Source organism: Stenotrophomonas maltophilia group sp. P373 (assembly GCF_053295075.1).
In genome coordinates this window covers 3,604,081-3,620,076 of record NZ_CM129994.1, presented here as the reverse complement: position 1 = coordinate 3,620,076, position 15,996 = coordinate 3,604,081, and the positions used below count along the sequence as shown (strand labels likewise).

The following is a 15,996-nucleotide window of genomic DNA, read 5'->3' as shown; positions in this document are numbered from 1 at the left end:
AATCCAGCGCAGTGGGCCGGCCATTTTACCGGTGCCGGAGGCCGGCGGCGCGCCCAGAGCATCAGCTGCCGGGGGCCGGGGTCGCAGTGCCGGAAGTCATCGCGACCTCCGGTTCGTTCAGTTTTGGTTATTCAGCCGTTCCGGCCCCTCGCGGCGCGTAGGCGCGCAGGAAGAAGTCGATGCTGGCGGTCACGTGGGCAAGAGGGTCGCATTCCACGGGTGACAGTGGCATGCCGCACATCATATGCATGTGCACTTCGCCCTTGACCAGGGTCAGGAACTGCTCGCCGGCCAGAGCACAGTCGGGGATATCCAGTTCGCCACGTTCGGCGCGGGCACGCAGGAAATCGGCCAGGGCCTCGCAGGTACGCTCGGGGCCGGCTTTCCAGAACAGCGCGCGCAGGCGTTCGTCGGTCTCCGGCGCCATCATCATGCGCTGGATCGAGATCGCCGCGTCGGAGGTGATCAGCTCGAAGAAGGCCAGGCCGATACCGATCAGCTGGTCGCGCAGCGGGCCGTCCGCGTCGGCTACGAACAGCGCGTCGGGCAGCATTTCAATGCACTTTGACTGCACCGCCTCGGAGAACAGCGTCTCCTTGTCGCCGAAGTGGCTGTACACAGTCAGCTTCGAGACGCCGGCCTGAGCGGCGATGGTGTCCATGCTCACGCCGGTATAGCCCTGTTCGATGAACAGTGCCTTGGCTGCTTCAAGGATCGCCGCGCGCTTGCCGAGGTCCTTGGGGCGCCCGGGTCCGGCGGCCTTGGCAGCGGGCTTGGCCGACGGCTTGCGGGAAATGTGGGAACTCATCGCGACAATACTAGACCAAGCGGTTCGATATTTATACTATACCGGTCGGTTTATTAAATTGGGCCGGCAGTCGCGGCTCCTCCCTTAGTTGCAACCCTGCGTTTTCAGGACGTTGACCGATGAAGATCGTGCGCTGGATGGGCGGTATGGTGTGGATGGCTGCGCTGGCAGCCTGTTCGGGGCAGGAACAGGCGCCACCGGCGGCCGTACCGGTGCTGGTGGTTCACCCCGGCGAGCAGGCCGGGCAGGCGCCGGCGGCGTTCCCGGGCACGGTGCGTGCGCGACAGGAAAGCCCGCTGTCGTTCCGCGTTGGCGGCAACCTGGTCAAGCGCCACGTCGATGCCGGGCAACGGGTGAAGAAGGGCGACGTGCTGGCCGAGCTGGACGTGGCCGACTTCGCGCTGCAGGCCCGTGCCTCGCAGGCGCAGCTGGCGGCAGCCGAAGCCGATCTGGTGCGCGCCCGCGATGACCTCAAGCGTTACCAGGTGCTGGCCGACCAGCAGCTGGTCAGCCGCTCGCAGCTGGACCAGCAGTCCGCCGCGTTCAAGGCCGCGCAGGGCCAGGCCAACGCCGCCCGCGCCAACCTCGATGTGCTCCGCAACCAGGCCGGCTACGCACAGCTGCGTGCGCCGGCCGACGGTGTGATCGCCAGCCGCGAGGCCGAGGCCGGGCAGGTAGTGTCCGCCGGGCAGACCATCTTCAACCTGGCCGCCGACGGTGGCCGCGAAGTGCTGATCGACCTGCCCGAGGCCACCATCCGCGACTATGCTGTGGGCCAACCGGTCGAGGTGGAGTTGTGGAACCGCCCCGGCCAGCGCCTGCCGGGCACGATCCGGGAGATCGCCGCCGCTGCCGATCCGCAGGCACGTACCTATGCGACCCGGGTCAGCCTGCCCGCCGATGCGCTGGCCGACGTCGAACTGGGCCAGAGTGCACGCGTCTACAGCAGCGCCGGTCGCCACGGCACCCTGCAGCTGCCGCTGGGCGCGCTGCAGCGTGGTGCCAACGGTGCCGCCAGCGTATGGGTGGTCGATCCGGGCAACAGTACGCTGAAGGCCGCAACGGTTACCACCGGTGCGTTTGGCAGCGAGACGGTACCGGTACTGTCGGGCGTGAGCGCGGGCGACTGGGTAGTTGCTGCGGGTGGCCACCTGCTGCGGGCCGGCCAGCCGGTGATCGCCGTGGACCGGCAGAACCGTCCCGTGCTGAAGCCGGCTACGCCGGCCGCTGCCGCCAAGGCCAGGGAGTAAGCCGGTGCGCCGCTTCAATCTTTCCGAGTGGGCGTTGTCCAACCGCCCGCTGGTGCTGTTTGCGATGCTGGCTTTCGCGCTGATCGGCGCATGGTCGTACAAGCATCTGGGCCAGTCCGAGGACCCGCCGTTCACCTTCAAGGCGATGGTGGTGCGCACATTGTGGCCGGGGGCGACCGCCGAGCAGGTCTCGCGGCAGGTGACCGAGCCGCTTGAGAAGGCGCTGATGAATACCGGCGAGTACGAGTTCATCCGCTCGTACTCGCGCCCGGGCGAATCGCAGATCATCTTCATGGCGCGCGACAGCCTGCGTTCCAGGCAGATCCCGGACCTGTGGTACCAGGTGCGCAAGCGCGTGGGCGACATCCGCCCGACGCTGCCGCGCGAGATCGTCGGTCCTTTCTTCAACGATGAGTTCGGCGACACCTACGGCAACATCTATGCGTTGACCGGCAAGGGCTTCGACTACGCGGTGATGCGCGACTACGCCGACCGCATCCAGCTGGAACTGCAGCGGGTGCCCGACGTCGGCAAGATCGACCTGGTCGGCCTGCAGGACGAGAAGGTGTGGATCGAACTGTCCAACACCCGGCTGGCCACGCTGGGCGTGTCGATGCAGCAGGTGCAGCAGGCGCTGGCCGACCAGAACGCAGTGACCGGCACCAGCTTCTTCGAGACCGCCACCGATCGCGTGCAGCTGCGGGTGACCGGCCAGTTCAACGACATCGAAGCGATCCGCCAGTTCCCGATCCGCGCCGGCGACCGCACCGTGCACCTGGGCGACATCGCCGAGGTCAAGCGCGGCTTCGCCGATCCGGCGTCGCCGAAGATGCGCTTCATGGGCGAAGAGGCGATCGGCCTGGCGGTGGCGATGAAGGATGGCGGTGACATCCTCAAGCTCGGCGCCAACCTCGATGCCGAGTTCGAACGCCTGCAGAAGACCCTGCCGGCCGGCATGCAGCTGCGCAAGGTGTCCGACCAGCCGCAATCGGTGGAAGAGTCGGTCGGCGAGTTCGTGCAGGTGCTGACCGAGGCGGTGGTGATCGTGCTGCTGGTCAGCTTCTTCTCGCTGGGCCTGCGCACCGGCCTGGTGGTGGGCGTGACCATCCCGCTGGTGCTGGCGATGACCTTCTTTGTCATGCACTACTTCGACATCGGCCTGCACAAGATCTCGCTGGGTGCATTGGTGCTGGCGCTGGGACTGCTGGTGGACGATGCGATCATCGCGGTGGAGATGATGGCCACCAAGATGGAGCAGGGCTACGACCGCCTGCGCGCCGCCAGTTTCGCCTGGGAGTCGACCGCGTTCCCGATGCTGACCGGCACCCTGATCACCGCGGCCGGCTTCCTGCCCATTGCCACTGCGGCATCGAGTACCGGTGAATACACCCGCTCGCTGTTCCAGGTGGTGACCATCGCGCTGGTGGTGTCGTGGATCGCAGCGGTGCTGTTCATCCCTTACCTGGGCGACAAGATGCTGCCGGACCTGTTCAATCCGCAGCCGCCGAAGCCGGGCAGCCTGTCAGCGCGCTGGCACGCCAAGCGCCAGCAGTGGGCCGACCGCTATCCGGCGCTGGCCAATCTGATCGCGCCGTCGCAGCACGGGCACGACCACGATCCGTACCAGCGCCCGTTCTATCGTAGTTTCCGTCGCTTCCTCGATACCTGCCTGCGGCATCGCTGGTGGGTGATCGCGGCGACCATCGGCCTGTTCGTGTTCTCGCTGATGATGTTCCGCTTCGTGCCGCAGCAGTTCTTCCCGGATTCGACCCGGCCGGAACTGATGGTGGACATCGAGCTGGCCGAGGGCGCCTCGCTGCGCTCGACCCAGGCCCAGGCCGAGAAGCTTGAGAAGCTGCTGTCCAGCCGCGAGGGCATTGCCAACTACGTGTCCTATGTGGGCACCGGTTCGCCGCGCTTCTACCTGCCGCTGGACCAGCAGCTGCCGGCGACCAACTTCGCCCAGTTCGTGGTGCTGGCCAAGGACATCACTTCACGCGAAAGCACCCGCGACTGGCTGCTGCACGAGGTGATCCCGAAGTTCCCGGACGTGCAGATGCGCGTGACCCGCCTGGAGAACGGCCCGCCGGTCGGCTATCCGGTGCAGATGCGCATCTCCGGCGAGCACATCGAGAAGGTGCAGGCGATCGCGCGCCAGGTCGAGGCCAAGGTGCGGGAGAACCCGCACGTGATGAACGTCAACCTGGACTGGAGCGAGCCGAGCAAGGTGGTGCGCCTGGTGGTCGACCAGGAGCGCGCCCGCGCGCTGGGCGTGAGCAGCGCCCAGGTCAGCCAGTTCCTGGCCAGTTCGTTGGCCGGGCAATCGGTAAGCGTGTATCGCGAGGGCAATCGCCAGATCGAGATGCTGCTGCGCGGGCCGGCCGATGAGCGCAATCAACTGGAGCTGCTGTCCAGCCTGTCGATGCCCACCGCCAACGGTGGCAGCATCACGCTGTCGCAGGTGGCGACGATGGAGTACGGCTTCGAGGACGGCATCATCTGGCACCGCAACCGATTGCCGACGGTGACCGTGCGCGCCGACATCAGTGATGGCATGCAGGCGCTGGACGTGGTGCATCAGATCCTGCCCACACTGGACGGCATCCGTGCCGAGCTGCCCAGTGGTTACCTGCTGGAAACCGGCGGTACCGTGGAGGATTCGGCGCGTGGCCAGAACTCGATCAAGGCCGGCATGCCGCTGTTCCTGGTGGTGGTGGCCACGCTGCTGATGCTGCAGCTGCGCAGCTTCTCGCGTGCAGCGATGGTGCTGGTGACCGCGCCGCTGGGCATCATCGGCGCGACCCTGTTCCTGCTGCTGTTCCGCGCGCCGTTCGGCTTCGTGGCGCTGCTGGGCACGATCGCGCTGGCCGGCATGATCATGCGCAACTCGGTGATCCTGATCGACCAGATCCAGCAGGACATCGATGCCGGGCATGACCGTTGGCATTCGATCATCGATGCCACGGTGCGCCGTTTCCGCCCGATCGTGCTGACCGCACTGGCAGCCGTGCTGGCGATGATTCCGCTGTCGCGCAGCGCATTCTATGGCTCGATGGCGATCTCGATCATGGGTGGCCTGATCGTCGGTACGGTGCTGACCCTGGTGTTCCTGCCGGCGTTGTACGCGGCCTGGTTCCGGGTGAAGCCCGATGAATCCGGGGCGTGATGCCGACCGGGGTCGGATCCCTTTTCCTCCGGGAAAGGGCTCTGCCCCCCCCCACGCCGGTTGGTCTTTGCCCTGGTAGGTGCCAACCTTGGTTGGCACGGATGCATGCATTCACCCATGGCGTGGATCTACTGCAGCTGCAGGCCGCTCCGCAGCACCGGCAGCAGCCATTCGATGAACACCTGCACGCGCTGTGCGCGGTGTTGCCGATGCGGCTGCAGAAGTGTCACCGGCAATGGCTGCGCCACGTGTTGCGGCATCACCTCCACTAAGGCACCTGACTGCAGTTCCGCCTGTACGTCGTAGCGCGGAATCTGCAACAGCCCTAGTCCCGCCACGCAGCAGGCGATCGACGCCTCGGCGCTGTTCACTCGTACCCAGCCCGGCATCGGCTGCATGTGAAGCTGGCCGCCGTCCTGCCATTCCCAGGGTTCCACCCGTGCATTCGTCGGCGACGCATAGTTCACCGCGCGATGCTGCTGCAGATCGGCGGGGTGCTGCGGCACTCCGTGCTCGCGCAGGTAGGCCGGTGCGGCGACGTTGACGAAGTCCAGCTGGCCCAGCTCGCGCGCCACCAGGCTGGAGTCGCCCAGCTGGCCGACCCGCAACACTGCATCGCAACCGTCCTCGATCAGGTTCACCGCGCGGTCGCTCATGCCCAGGTCCACTTCCACCTGAGGGTAGCGGGCGAAGAAGTCTGGCAGCGCCGGTGCGATGATGCGGCGGCCGATGCGGCTGGGTACGTCGATCTTCAGCAGCCCCGACGGCTGGGCGTCGACCTGGAGGAACAGCGATTCGGCGTCCTCGACCTCGGCGATCAGGCGCAGGCAGCGGGCATGGAACACATCGCCGTCGTGGGTGGTGGACACCCGCCGGGTCGAGCGCTGCAGCAGGCGGGTGCCGAGCCGCTGCTCCAGCTCCGCAATGGCTGCCGAGACAGTGGAGCGGGGCAGGCCGAGCTGGTCGGCGGCGCGGGTGAAGCTCGCGCACTCCACGACCCGGGTGAAGATGCGGAAGCGATCGATCCGGTCCATTGTTCGCTGACTCTGGAAAGTTAAGTCAATGTGGCGGGCTTTATCCGCTTTTTCTGCACGATATCGTCGTCAGGGCAGGGTTGCCACCCCGGGCAGCCCCCTCCCGAGACCGAAGCCATGACCGAGCATTCCCTCAAGGGCAAGACCGTACTGATCGCCGGTGGCGCCAAGAACCTGGGCGGCCTGATCGCCCGCGACTTCGCCGCACAGGGCGCCAAAGCCATCGTCATCCACTACAACAGTGCCGCTACCCAGGCCGATGCAGAAGCGACTGTAGCCGCGGTGCAGGCCGCCGGCAGCAAGGCGGTGGCCCTGCAGGGCGACCTGACGTCGGCGGCAGCGATGGAGCGCTTGTTCGTCGATGCCGTGGCCGCAGTCGGCCGTCCTGACATCGCCATCAATACGGTGGGAAAGGTACTCAAGAAGCCGCTGCTGGACATCAGCGAGGCGGAGTACGACGAGATGAGCGCGGTCAATGCCAAGGCCGCGTTCTTCTTCCTGAAGGAGGCAGGTCGCCACATCAATGACGGTGGCCGCATCTGCACCCTGGTCACCTCGCTGCTGGGTGCGTTCACGCCGTTCTATTCCAGCTATGCCGGCACCAAGGCGCCGGTCGAGCATTTCACCCGTGCGGCGTCGAAGGAGTTCGGCGAGCGCGGCATCTCGGTGACCGCGATCGGTCCCGGTCCGATGGACACGCCGTTCTTCTATCCGGCCGAGAGCGCCGATGCGCAGGCGTATCACAAGACTGCGGCGGCGTTGTCGGCGTTCACCCGCACCGGGCTGACCGACATCGCCGACATCGTGCCGTGGATCCGCTTCCTGGTGACCGATGGCTGGTGGATGACCGGGCAGACGATTCTGGTCAATGGTGGGTACACCACCAAGTAAGCAAAGCCATGCATGGCGTGGCCCTACCGCGCGGGAACCGAATCATCCACGCATGGCGTGGATCTACCGCTGTGGTAGGTGCCAACCTTGGTTGGCACGGAGTCGGGCAGTGGCCACGGGCCACCTGTAGAGCCGTGCCATGCTCGACTCTACAGGTGTTGCCCGATGGATCAGCCCAGCTTCGCCAGCACCGCGTCGGTTGCCGCGGCGGTGCTGACGGCCTGGCCCTTGGCCGCAAGGTCGGCGGTGAACACGCCGTCATCCAGCACCGCATGCACGGCGGCTTCCACTGCGGCCGCTTCGGCTTCCAGCCCCAGCGAATGGCGCAGCAGCATCGCGGCGCTGAAGATTGTTGCGTACGGATTGGCGATGCCCTTGCCGGCGATGTCCGGGGCCGAACCGTGGATGGGCTCGTAAATGCCCACCGCACCGGGCTCGCCCAGCGAGGCCGACGGCAGCAGGCCCAGCGAGGCCGACGGCAGCAGGCCCAGCGAACCGGCCAGCATCGAGGCCTCATCGGTGAGGATGTCGCCGAACATGTTCTCGGTGACGATCACGTCGTACTCGCGTGGCTTGGCCAGCAGGTGCATGGCCATCGAATCGACCAGCTGGTGCTCCAGCGCCACGTCCGGGAATTCTTCGCGGCCGATGCGTGCGGCCACGTCGCGCCACAGGCGCGAGGTTTCCAGTACATTGGCCTTGTCCACCGAGGTGACCTTGCCGCGACGCTGCTGGGCCAGGCGGAAGGCGCTGCGCAGCACGCGCTCGATCTCGGCCACGGTGTAGCGGCACAGGTCGCTGGCGCTGTCGGCGTCGCGGGTCTTGTGGCCGAAGTAGATGCCGCCGGTCAGTTCACGCACCACCACGAAGTCCACGCCCTGCAGCAGCTCTGCCTTGATCGGCGAGGCGTGCAGCGCGGCCTCGTGGGTACGCACCGGGCGCAGGTTGGCATACAGGCCCAGCGCCTTGCGGATCGCCAGCAGGCCCTGTTCCGGGCGCACCTTGGCGTTCGGGTCGGACCACTTCGGGCCGCCGACCGCGCCCAGCAGCACCGCATTGGCGGTCTGGCAGGCGGCCAGCGTCGACGCCGGTAGCGGTTCACCGTGGCGGTCGATGGCGATGCCACCGATGTCGTGCTCGCTGAAGGTGAAGGTGTGGTTGAAGCGTCCGGCGACCGCCTTCAGGACGGCAACTGCCGCGGCGGCCACTTCCGGGCCGATGCCATCACCGGGCAGGACAACAATTTCAGCGTGCATGCTCACTCTCGTAACGTTCGATTTCAGGGACACGGCCCAACAGATACCCCAACTGGTCGACGCCTTCCAGCAGGCAGGTCTGCGAGAAGCCATCCAGCGGGAAGGAATAGACCTGGCCATCGGGGGTGCGCAGTTCGCGCGCAGCCACGTCGATGGTCAGCGCATCGTCCGGGCGCTGCATCAGCGCCTGTACGTCGGCCTCGTCCAGCACGATCGGCAGCAGGCCGTTCTTCAGCGCGTTGCCGCGGAAGATGTCCGCGATCTCGCTGCTGACGATGGCACGCAGGCCCAGGTCGGTCAGCGCCCACGGTGCATGCTCGCGCGAAGAACCGCAGCCGAAGTTGCGGCCCGCCAGCAGGATGCTGCGGCCGGCGTTGTGCGGCTGGTTGAAGGCGAAGTCGGCCACCGGCGAACCATCAGCTTGCCAGCGCCAGTCGTTGAACGCGTTGCGACCCAGCCCGGCACGCTCGGTGGTGGACAGGAACCGCGCCGGGATGATCTGGTCGGTGTCGATGTTGGTCTGGCGCAGCACCACGCTGGCCGAGGTCAGGGTACGGAAACCGGCCATCACGCCACCTCCTGTGCGAACAGTTCGCGGGTGTCGGCAACGTGCCCGTTCACCGCGGCCCACGCCGCGCTCATCGGCGAGGCCAGCAGCGTGCGCGAACCGGGCCCCTGCCGGCCTTCAAAATTGCGGTTGCTGGTACTCACGGCCAGCTGGCCGGGGGCGACCAGATCGCCGTTCATCGCGATGCACATCGAGCAGCCCGGCTCGCGCCATTCGGCACCGGCCGCGCGCACGATCTCATGGATGCCCTCGGCCTCGGCCTCGCGCTTGACGATCTCCGAGCCCGGTACCACCAGCATGCGTACGCGCTCGGCAACACGACGGCCGCGCAGCACCTGTGCGACTTCGCGCATGTCGCTCAGGCGGCCGTTGGTGCACGAACCAACGAACACTACGTCCACCGGTGTGCCCGCCAGCGCCTTGCCGGCCTGGAAGTGCATGTAGTCCAGGCCCTTCTGTGCGGCGGCATCGTTGGCGACGGGAATCGGCGCATCCACGGCGATCGCGGTACCCGGATGCGTACCCCAGGTCAGGGTCGGGCGGATGTCGGCGGCGTCGATGTGCACTTCGCTGTCGAAGCGCGCGCCGTCATCGCTGCGCAGCTGTTGCCAGCGCGCCACGGCAGCGTCGAAGTCGGCGCCCTTGGGGCCGCGCGGCGTAGCGGCGACGAAGTCGAAGGTGACCTGGTCGGGCGCGACCATGCCGGCGCGTGCACCGGCCTCGATCGACATGTTGCACAGGGTCATGCGCTGTTCCATGTCCATCGCTTCGATGGTGCTGCCACGGAACTCGATCACGTGGCCGGTGCCGCCGTTGACGCCGATCACGCCGATGATGTGCAGGACCACATCCTTGGCGCCGACGCCGGGTGCCAGCGCACCGTCAACGGTGATCGCGAAGGTCTTGGCCTTGCGCTGCAGCAGGCACTGCGTGGCCAGCACGTGGCCGACCTCGCTGGTGCCGATGCCGAAGGCCAGCGAGCCGAATGCACCGTGGGTGGAGGTGTGGCTGTCACCGCAGACGATGGTCATGCCCGGCTGGGTGAAGCCCTGTTCCGGCGCAATGACATGGACGATGCCGCGGTTGTCCGAGGCCATGTCGAACAGTTCGATACCGTGCTCGGCGCAGTTTCGCGCCAGGGTGGCGACCTGTGCTTCGGAGGCGGCACTGGCATAGGGCAGCGTGCCGTCGGCCGCAGCCGGCAAGGTCGGCGTGGAGTGGTCCATCGTCGCCTTGGTGCGGTCCGGCCGGCGCGGCGCCAGGCCGCGCTCGCGCAGTTCGGTGAATGCCTGCGGCGAGGTGACCTCATGGATCAGGTGCAGGTCGATGTACAGCACGGCGGGTGCGCTGTCGGATTCGGGAACCACCACGTGGGCGTCCCACAGTTTGTCGTACAGGGTGCGGGGTGCGGAAGTCATGCGTATGCCTGGCAGAAGTACGAAGTTGCGAACATCAGGAATGAATATGAAAGGGTCAAGTCAGCGACGGCGGGCGAGGACCCGCAGCCGCACGTAGTCGGCCAGCGGCTGGCCGAATGCGTCACGAGGCAACTCGGCAAGCAGGCTAGTAGCCGCCTCGCGCACGGTGGCGCGGGCCTCGGCGGGCAGGTCATCCAGCAGTGGCGCGGCGAATACCCGCAGCCAGCCGGCCACGCCGGTCGGCAGCGGGGTCGGGCGCGGCGTGCATTCGATCAGTTGCACCTGGAAGCCATGCTGGCGCAGGCGGTCGGCATAGGCATCGGCGGTCGGGAAGTACCACTGGAAGGTGCTGGCGCCATGGCCGTGGGCCACGCGTGCGGCCTGTACCGCCGCGACGATCGTGGCCACGTTGCCATGGCCGCCGAACTCGGCGACGAAGCGGCCACCGGGGCGCAGCGCGCGACGCACGCCTTCCAGCACGCGGTCCGGGTTGCCCATCCAATGCAATGCGGCATTGCTGAAGACCGCATCGAACTCGCTGTCGAACGACAGCGCGTGGCCGTCCATCACCTGCGCGTCGACGCCACGTGCACGGGCGGCGATCACCAGTTCCGGCGACGCGTCCACGCCGTGGATGCACGCGCCGCTCAGGGCCAGCTCGGTGCTGAGCACGCCATCGCCACAGCCCAGGTCGAGGATGCGCTCACCGGCGCGCGGATCGAGCAGGCGCGCGACCGCGCCACCGAGCAACGGTACGAAGCCGGCATCGATCGCATAGTCCTGGGCGTTCCACTGCTGGCCAGCGGCTGCGCTAGGAGTGTCGAAGGCGCTCATCTCGGGTTCCTCAGGCGGTGGCAGGGGTGGGAACGTCGGTGCTGCTGTGGGCGGTGGCCTGGCGCTGGCGCAGCAGGCGGTTGGCCACATCCAGCCAGGCCAGCGCGGAGGCTTCGATGATGTCCTTGCTGGTGCCGGTGCCGTCGTACTCCACGCCGTCGTGGCGCACGCTCAGATTGGCTTCACCGCGCGCATCGGCGCCGATGCCGACGCTGTGCACCTGGTAGCTGTCCAGCATCAGCTGCACGCCGGTGGCAGCCGACAGCGCGCCGAACAGCGCATCGACCGGGCCGTCGCCCTGCGCGGTCTCGGCCACGCGGTTGCCGTCCGGGTCGGACAGTTCGACCAGTGCATTGGCGCGGCTGCCGACGTCGCTGATGGTCATCGACGCCAGGCGATAGCCCTGCGCGTTGGAGCCGCCCTGCATCAAGGTTTGCAGGTCGGCATCGGTGACCACGCGCTGCTGTTCGCACAGGCCCTTGAACTGCTCGAACACCAGCTTCAGTTCGTCTTCGTCCAGCCAGAAGCCCAGTGCACGCAGGCGTGCTTCGACGGCGGCGCGGCCACTGTGGCGACCCAGCACCATCTGCGAATCTTCCCAGCCCACGTCTTCCGGGCGCATGATTTCGTAGGTGCCGCGATGGCGCAGCATGCCGTGCTGGTGGATGCCCGATTCGTGGGCGAAGGCATTGGCACCGACGATGGCCTTGTTGCGCTGTACCGGCATGCCGACCAGGCGCTGCAGCAGCTGCGAGGTGCCGACGATGCGCGGGGTGTTGATCGAACTGTCCTGTTCGTAGAAGGCCTGGCGCACCTTCAGCACCATCGCGATCTCTTCCAGCGAACAGTTGCCGGCGCGCTCGCCGATGCCGTTGACGGTGCACTCGACCTGGCGTGCACCGCCTTCGATGGCGGCCAGCGAGTTGGCCACCGCCAGGCCCAGGTCATTGTGGCAGTGCGCGCTGAAGATCACGTTGGCGGCATTCGGCACATCGGCGACGCCGGCGATGACCTGCTGGAACATCGCGCGGATCTCTTCCGGCGTGGTGAAGCCGACGGTGTCGGGCAGGTTGATGGTGGTGGCGCCGGCGGCAATGGCTACGCGCGAGACTTCGATCAGGTAGTCCAGCTCGGTGCGGGTGGCATCCTCGGCCGAGAACTCGACATCGTCGATGTAGGAGCGAGCCAGCGAGACGTGCTTGCGTACCGATTCCAGCACCTGCTCGCGGGTCATCCGCAGCTTGTGTTCGCGGTGCAGCGGGCTGGTGGACAGGAACACGTGCAGGCGCGGGTTGGCCGCAGCTTCCAGTGCGCGTGCCGAGGTCTCGATGTCGGCCTGCAGGCAGCGAGACAGCACCGCCAGGGTCAGGCTCGGGCGGCGCAGTTCGCGGCCGATCAGTGCCATCGCTTCGCGGTCGGACTGCGAGCTGGCCGGGAAGCCGGTCTCGATGATGTCCACGCCCAGTTCGTCCAGCGCACGCGCCATCACCAGCTTCTGCGGCGGGCTCATGCTGCAGCCGGGGGACTGCTCGCCGTCACGCAGGGTGGTGTCGAAGATGCGGATGCGCGGGGTGGTAATTCGTTCGATGGTGGTCACAGGGAAATCTCCTCGACAGCGGGTGCGGCGGCTTGCAGGGGGGAAGGGGAAGAGGTGGGGGACGCGAGGGCGCTGGCCTTGCCGGGCGAGCGCGGGGTTTCACTACGCCGTCGCCGTGGTTTGCGCGGCGTGCGCGGCCGGATGTCGGTGAGCAGGCCGGCCAGGACACCCGCATCGATATTCCCGCCGGACACCACCGCGCACTTGCGGCGGCCAGCGACACGGCGGCCTGCTGCCAGCGCCAGCGCACCGGCGCCCTCGGCGATGATGTGTTCTTCCAGTGCCAGCCGGACCAGGGTTTCACGCAGTTCGGCTTCGCGCACGATCACTACGTCGTCCAGCAGCGAGGTGCACAGGCGTCGGGTCAGGAATCCAGGGATCTTCACCCGCACGCCGTCGGCCAGCGAGGCGACGGGGGCGATCTCGCGTACGTCGCCGCGGATGGCGCGCGCCATTGAGTCAACGCCTTCCACCTGGGCACCGATCACGCGCACGCCCTGTGATTTCAGCGCCAGTGCAACGCCGGAGGCCAGGCCACCGCCGCCGATCGGCACGATCACCACGTCCGGTGCGTGCGCGGCCAGCTCGATGCCGACCGTACCCTGGCCGGCAATCACATCGGCGTCGTCGAACGCGGAAAGGAAGCGGTAGCCGTGGCGTTGTGCCAGTTCAACCGCGAAGGCGTAGGCCTCGTCATAGCTGGTGCCATGCTGGCGCACGGTGGCGCCCCAGTGAGCGACGCCGGCGATCTTGGTGGCCGGCGCGCCATGTGGCATCACGGTGATGGCCGGAACGTCCAGGCGGTAGGCCGCCCACGCCACGCCCTGGGCATGGTTGCCGGCCGAGGCGCAGATCACCGGCCGGGTATCGCCGCGCTCGCGGCCGGCCAGCAGCGCGTTCAACGCGCCGCGCACTTTGTAGGACCCGGTGCGCTGCAGGTTCTCCAGCTTCAGCCAGGTGCCGAAGCGCTCGGCATGGTGCAGCGGGGTAGGCGGCAGGAAGCGGCGCAGCCGGGCCTGCGCCGCCAGTACGTCGGCGACGCTTACGTCGCCGACATCGCTTTCCTGGCTGGCATCAGCGGCCGGCATGGGCCACCAGCGGGGTGCAGGCGACCGCCGCATGCGGGCACGGGCGGCGAAGAAGACGCCTCCGTACCGGCACCGTGGTCACTACGGTACGGGTGTTCATACGGATGCTCCTTCCACGGCGGTGACCTGCACGGACACGCAGTCGTAGATCTTCTCGATCTGCCGGCACAGCGTTTCCGCCGGGCGCTGGCCATCCACCACCAGTTGCAGGTGCCAGCGGCCATCGTCGGCGGCCACCGGCGCACCGCTGATCGCACGCGGCGCGAAGCCACGGCGCTCGGCCATGCCGATCACGCGCAACAGCGCGCCTTCGGCCGGGTGCAGCACCAGGTCAAGCCGGTAGTGCATTGGGGATCTCCTGGCGGGCATGGGCGGGGTTGCTTTCCAGCATCGTGCTGTTGGCGGTGTTCGGTGGCACCAGCGGCCATACGTTGGCGCGTGCATCGATGGCGACGTGCAGCAGTGCCGGGCCGGGTTCGGCCAGCAGCGCGGCCAGGCCACCCTCGACGTCATCCCGCGCGTCGATGCGGGTGGCGGAAATGCCGAACACCTGCGCCAGCGCCACGAAGTCCGGGTTGTCGGACAGGTCGATCTCGCTGTAGCGCTCGGCGAAGAACAGCTCCTGCCATTGCCGCACCATGCCCAGCGAACTGTTGTCCAGCAGCACGATCTTCACCGGCAGGCGGCAACGCGCGATGGTCGCCAGCTCCTGCACGTTCATCATGAAGCTGCCGTCGCCGGACACCAGCACCACGGTGCGATCGGGGCAGGCGAACTGCGCACCCATCGCTGCCGGCAGGCCGAAGCCCATGGTCCCCAGCGCGCCACTGGTCAGGTGGTTGCGCGGGTGGTTGAAGCGGCAGTGCTGCGCCACCCACATCTGGTGCTGGCCGACGTCGCAGGCGATCACCGCATCGGCCGGTGCCAGTTCGCTCAGGCGCTTCAGCAGCGCCGGGGCGTAGATGTGCTGGCCCGGTGCGTCGTAGCGCGCTGCGAAACGATCGCGATGCTGTGCACAGCGCTTGCGCCATGCGTCCTGGTGGGCCTTGGGGGAGGGGAAGGCCGCACGCAGGGCGCGGATGGCATGGCCGACATTGCCAGGCACAGCGACGTCGGCGCTGCGCAGCTTGGAGATCTCATATGCGTCCGCATCGATGTGAACGACGCGGGCGAACGGTGCGAACTCGGCCAGCTTGCCGGTGGCACGGTCGTCGAAGCGTGCGCCCAGCACCAGCAGCAGGTCGCTTTCCTGCACCGCCATGTTGGCCGCGCGGGTCCCGTGCATGCCCAGCATGCCCAGCGACTGCGGATGGCTGGCCGGCAGTGCGCCCAGGCCGCGCAGCGTCATCACGGTGGGGATGGCACTGGCCTCCACCAAATCGCGCAGGTCCTGCACCGCATCACCCAGCGCGATGCCACCGCCGGCGTAGACCACCGGCTTCTCGGCCGCGGCCAGCGCGGCAATGGCTTCGGCAATGGCGGCCTCGGCCGGCGCCGGCGGTGGTTCGACGCTGCTGGGCGCATGGGCCGGCAGATGGCTGGCGTCGGCCAGTTGCACGTCCTTGGGCAGGTCGATCAGCACCGGGCCGGGGCGACCTTCGCGGGCGATCCGGAACGCATCGGCCACCACGCGCGGCAGGTCATCGACGCTGCGCACCAGCCAGCTGTGCTTGACGATCGGCATCGTCAGGCCGAACACATCCAGTTCCTGGAAGGCGTCGGTGCCCAGCAGCGGCGTGCCGACCTGGCCGGTGATGCAGACCATCGGTACCGAGTCCAGCATCGCATCGGCGATGCCGGTGACCAGGTTCGACGCGCCCGGCCCGGAGGTGGCCACGCAGACGCCCACCTGGTTGCTGGCGCGGGCGAAACCATTGGCGGCCAGGGCGGCACCCTGCTCGTGGCGCACCAGGATGTGCTTCAGCGACGAGTCCACCAGCGCGTCGTAGAACGGCATGATGGTGCCACCGGGATAGCCGAACAGCGTGCGGACGCCTTCGGCCTCCAGCGCCTGGGTCAGCCAGCGCGCGCCGTTGGGCGGCGCGCTGCGGTGTGTGGAAGAGTTCATGGGGGAACCTTGCAAAGC

Annotated in this window: 13 protein-coding genes; 3 read left to right on the top strand and 10 right to left on the bottom strand. The window is 67.6% G+C overall.

What is annotated here, in order from left to right; genetic code table 11:
- Positions 1–127: 127 nt before the first annotated feature.
- Positions 128–808 (bottom strand): TetR/AcrR family transcriptional regulator, encoded by a 681-nt coding sequence (locus ACSYHF_RS16735; RefSeq protein ID WP_005419125.1) that lies wholly within the window; start codon positions 806–808, stop codon positions 128–130.
- 119 nt (positions 809–927) lie between these two features.
- Between ACSYHF_RS16735 and ACSYHF_RS16730 the strand changes: the two genes are divergently transcribed.
- Both ACSYHF_RS16730 and ACSYHF_RS16725 read left to right on the top strand, forming a co-directional pair.
- The gene (locus tag ACSYHF_RS16730; RefSeq protein WP_447575826.1) at positions 928–2,058 is read left to right on the top strand and encodes an efflux RND transporter periplasmic adaptor subunit; all 1,131 of its coding nucleotides are present in this window, start codon (positions 928–930) and stop codon (positions 2,056–2,058) included.
- Between the two features lie 4 nt (positions 2,059–2,062).
- Positions 2,063–5,224 (top strand): efflux RND transporter permease subunit, encoded by a 3,162-nt coding sequence (locus ACSYHF_RS16725; protein WP_134955735.1) that lies wholly within the window; start codon positions 2,063–2,065, stop codon positions 5,222–5,224.
- A 128-nt stretch (positions 5,225–5,352) separates the two neighbouring features.
- On the opposite strand, the gene ACSYHF_RS16720 is transcribed toward ACSYHF_RS16725, so the two are convergent.
- Positions 5,353–6,258 (bottom strand): LysR family transcriptional regulator, encoded by a 906-nt coding sequence (locus ACSYHF_RS16720; protein ID WP_447575825.1) that lies wholly within the window; start codon positions 6,256–6,258, stop codon positions 5,353–5,355.
- A 117-nt stretch (positions 6,259–6,375) separates the two neighbouring features.
- Between ACSYHF_RS16720 and ACSYHF_RS16715 the strand changes: the two genes are divergently transcribed.
- Positions 6,376–7,149 (top strand): SDR family oxidoreductase, encoded by a 774-nt coding sequence (locus ACSYHF_RS16715; protein WP_005419120.1) that lies wholly within the window; start codon positions 6,376–6,378, stop codon positions 7,147–7,149.
- 170 nt (positions 7,150–7,319) lie between these two features.
- Here the strand turns inward: ACSYHF_RS16715 and leuB are convergent, their stop codons facing one another.
- From leuB to ilvG, 8 genes are all read right to left on the bottom strand, one after another.
- Positions 7,320–8,405 (bottom strand): 3-isopropylmalate dehydrogenase, encoded by a 1,086-nt coding sequence (leuB, locus tag ACSYHF_RS16710; protein ID WP_447575824.1) that lies wholly within the window; start codon positions 8,403–8,405, stop codon positions 7,320–7,322.
- A complete protein-coding gene (gene leuD, locus ACSYHF_RS16705) occupies positions 8,395–8,973 on the bottom strand; it encodes a 3-isopropylmalate dehydratase small subunit (protein WP_005419117.1) in 579 nt (192 codons plus the stop codon). The genes leuB and leuD overlap by 11 nt, the downstream gene beginning before the upstream one ends.
- Positions 8,973–10,391: a 3-isopropylmalate dehydratase large subunit gene (leuC, locus tag ACSYHF_RS16700; protein WP_447575823.1), complete on the bottom strand. Its 1,419-nt coding sequence runs from the start codon at positions 10,389–10,391 to the stop codon at positions 8,973–8,975. Before leuC ends, leuD begins: the two co-directional genes overlap by 1 nt.
- 60 nt (positions 10,392–10,451) lie before the next feature.
- The gene (locus ACSYHF_RS16695) at positions 10,452–11,225 is read right to left on the bottom strand and encodes a class I SAM-dependent methyltransferase (RefSeq protein ID WP_005419113.1); all 774 of its coding nucleotides are present in this window, start codon (positions 11,223–11,225) and stop codon (positions 10,452–10,454) included.
- A gap of 10 nt (positions 11,226–11,235) precedes the next feature.
- On the bottom strand, positions 11,236–12,822 hold the full coding sequence (locus ACSYHF_RS16690; RefSeq protein WP_111129280.1) for a 2-isopropylmalate synthase: 1,587 nt from the start codon (positions 12,820–12,822) through the stop codon (positions 11,236–11,238).
- Positions 12,819–13,910: a threonine dehydratase gene (locus ACSYHF_RS16685; RefSeq protein WP_447575822.1), complete on the bottom strand. Its 1,092-nt coding sequence runs from the start codon at positions 13,908–13,910 to the stop codon at positions 12,819–12,821. Before ACSYHF_RS16685 ends, ACSYHF_RS16690 begins: the two co-directional genes overlap by 4 nt.
- 96 nt (positions 13,911–14,006) lie before the next feature.
- Positions 14,007–14,258, bottom strand: a complete 252-nt coding sequence (locus ACSYHF_RS16680) for an ACT domain-containing protein (protein ID WP_005419108.1) — start codon at positions 14,256–14,258, stop codon at positions 14,007–14,009.
- Positions 14,242–15,978, bottom strand: a complete 1,737-nt coding sequence (gene ilvG / locus ACSYHF_RS16675; RefSeq protein ID WP_447575821.1) for an acetolactate synthase 2 catalytic subunit — start codon at positions 15,976–15,978, stop codon at positions 14,242–14,244. The genes ACSYHF_RS16680 and ilvG overlap by 17 nt, the downstream gene beginning before the upstream one ends.
- Between the last annotated feature and the right edge of the window lie 18 nt (positions 15,979–15,996).

Excerpts from the sequence above, each read along its gene's own strand:
- ACSYHF_RS16735 (WP_005419125.1), bottom strand. The coding sequence starts at position 808 with ATGAGTTCCCACATTTCCCGCAAGCCGTCGGCCAAGCCCGCTGCCAAG.
- ACSYHF_RS16730 (WP_447575826.1), top strand. The coding sequence starts at position 928 with ATGAAGATCGTGCGCTGGATGGGCGGTATGGTGTGGATGGCTGCGCTG.
- ACSYHF_RS16720 (WP_447575825.1), bottom strand. The coding sequence starts at position 6,258 with ATGGACCGGATCGATCGCTTCCGCATCTTCACCCGGGTCGTGGAGTGC.
- ACSYHF_RS16715 (WP_005419120.1), top strand. The coding sequence starts at position 6,376 with ATGACCGAGCATTCCCTCAAGGGCAAGACCGTACTGATCGCCGGTGGC.
- leuB (WP_447575824.1), bottom strand. The coding sequence starts at position 8,405 with ATGCACGCTGAAATTGTTGTCCTGCCCGGTGATGGCATCGGCCCGGAA.
- leuD (WP_005419117.1), bottom strand. The coding sequence starts at position 8,973 with ATGGCCGGTTTCCGTACCCTGACCTCGGCCAGCGTGGTGCTGCGCCAG.
- leuC (WP_447575823.1), bottom strand. The coding sequence starts at position 10,391 with ATGACTTCCGCACCCCGCACCCTGTACGACAAACTGTGGGACGCCCAC.
- ACSYHF_RS16695 (WP_005419113.1), bottom strand. The coding sequence starts at position 11,225 with ATGAGCGCCTTCGACACTCCTAGCGCAGCCGCTGGCCAGCAGTGGAAC.
- ACSYHF_RS16685 (WP_447575822.1), bottom strand. The coding sequence starts at position 13,910 with ATGCCGGCCGCTGATGCCAGCCAGGAAAGCGATGTCGGCGACGTAAGC.
- ACSYHF_RS16680 (WP_005419108.1), bottom strand. The coding sequence starts at position 14,258 with ATGCACTACCGGCTTGACCTGGTGCTGCACCCGGCCGAAGGCGCGCTG.
- ilvG (WP_447575821.1), bottom strand. The coding sequence starts at position 15,978 with ATGAACTCTTCCACACACCGCAGCGCGCCGCCCAACGGCGCGCGCTGG.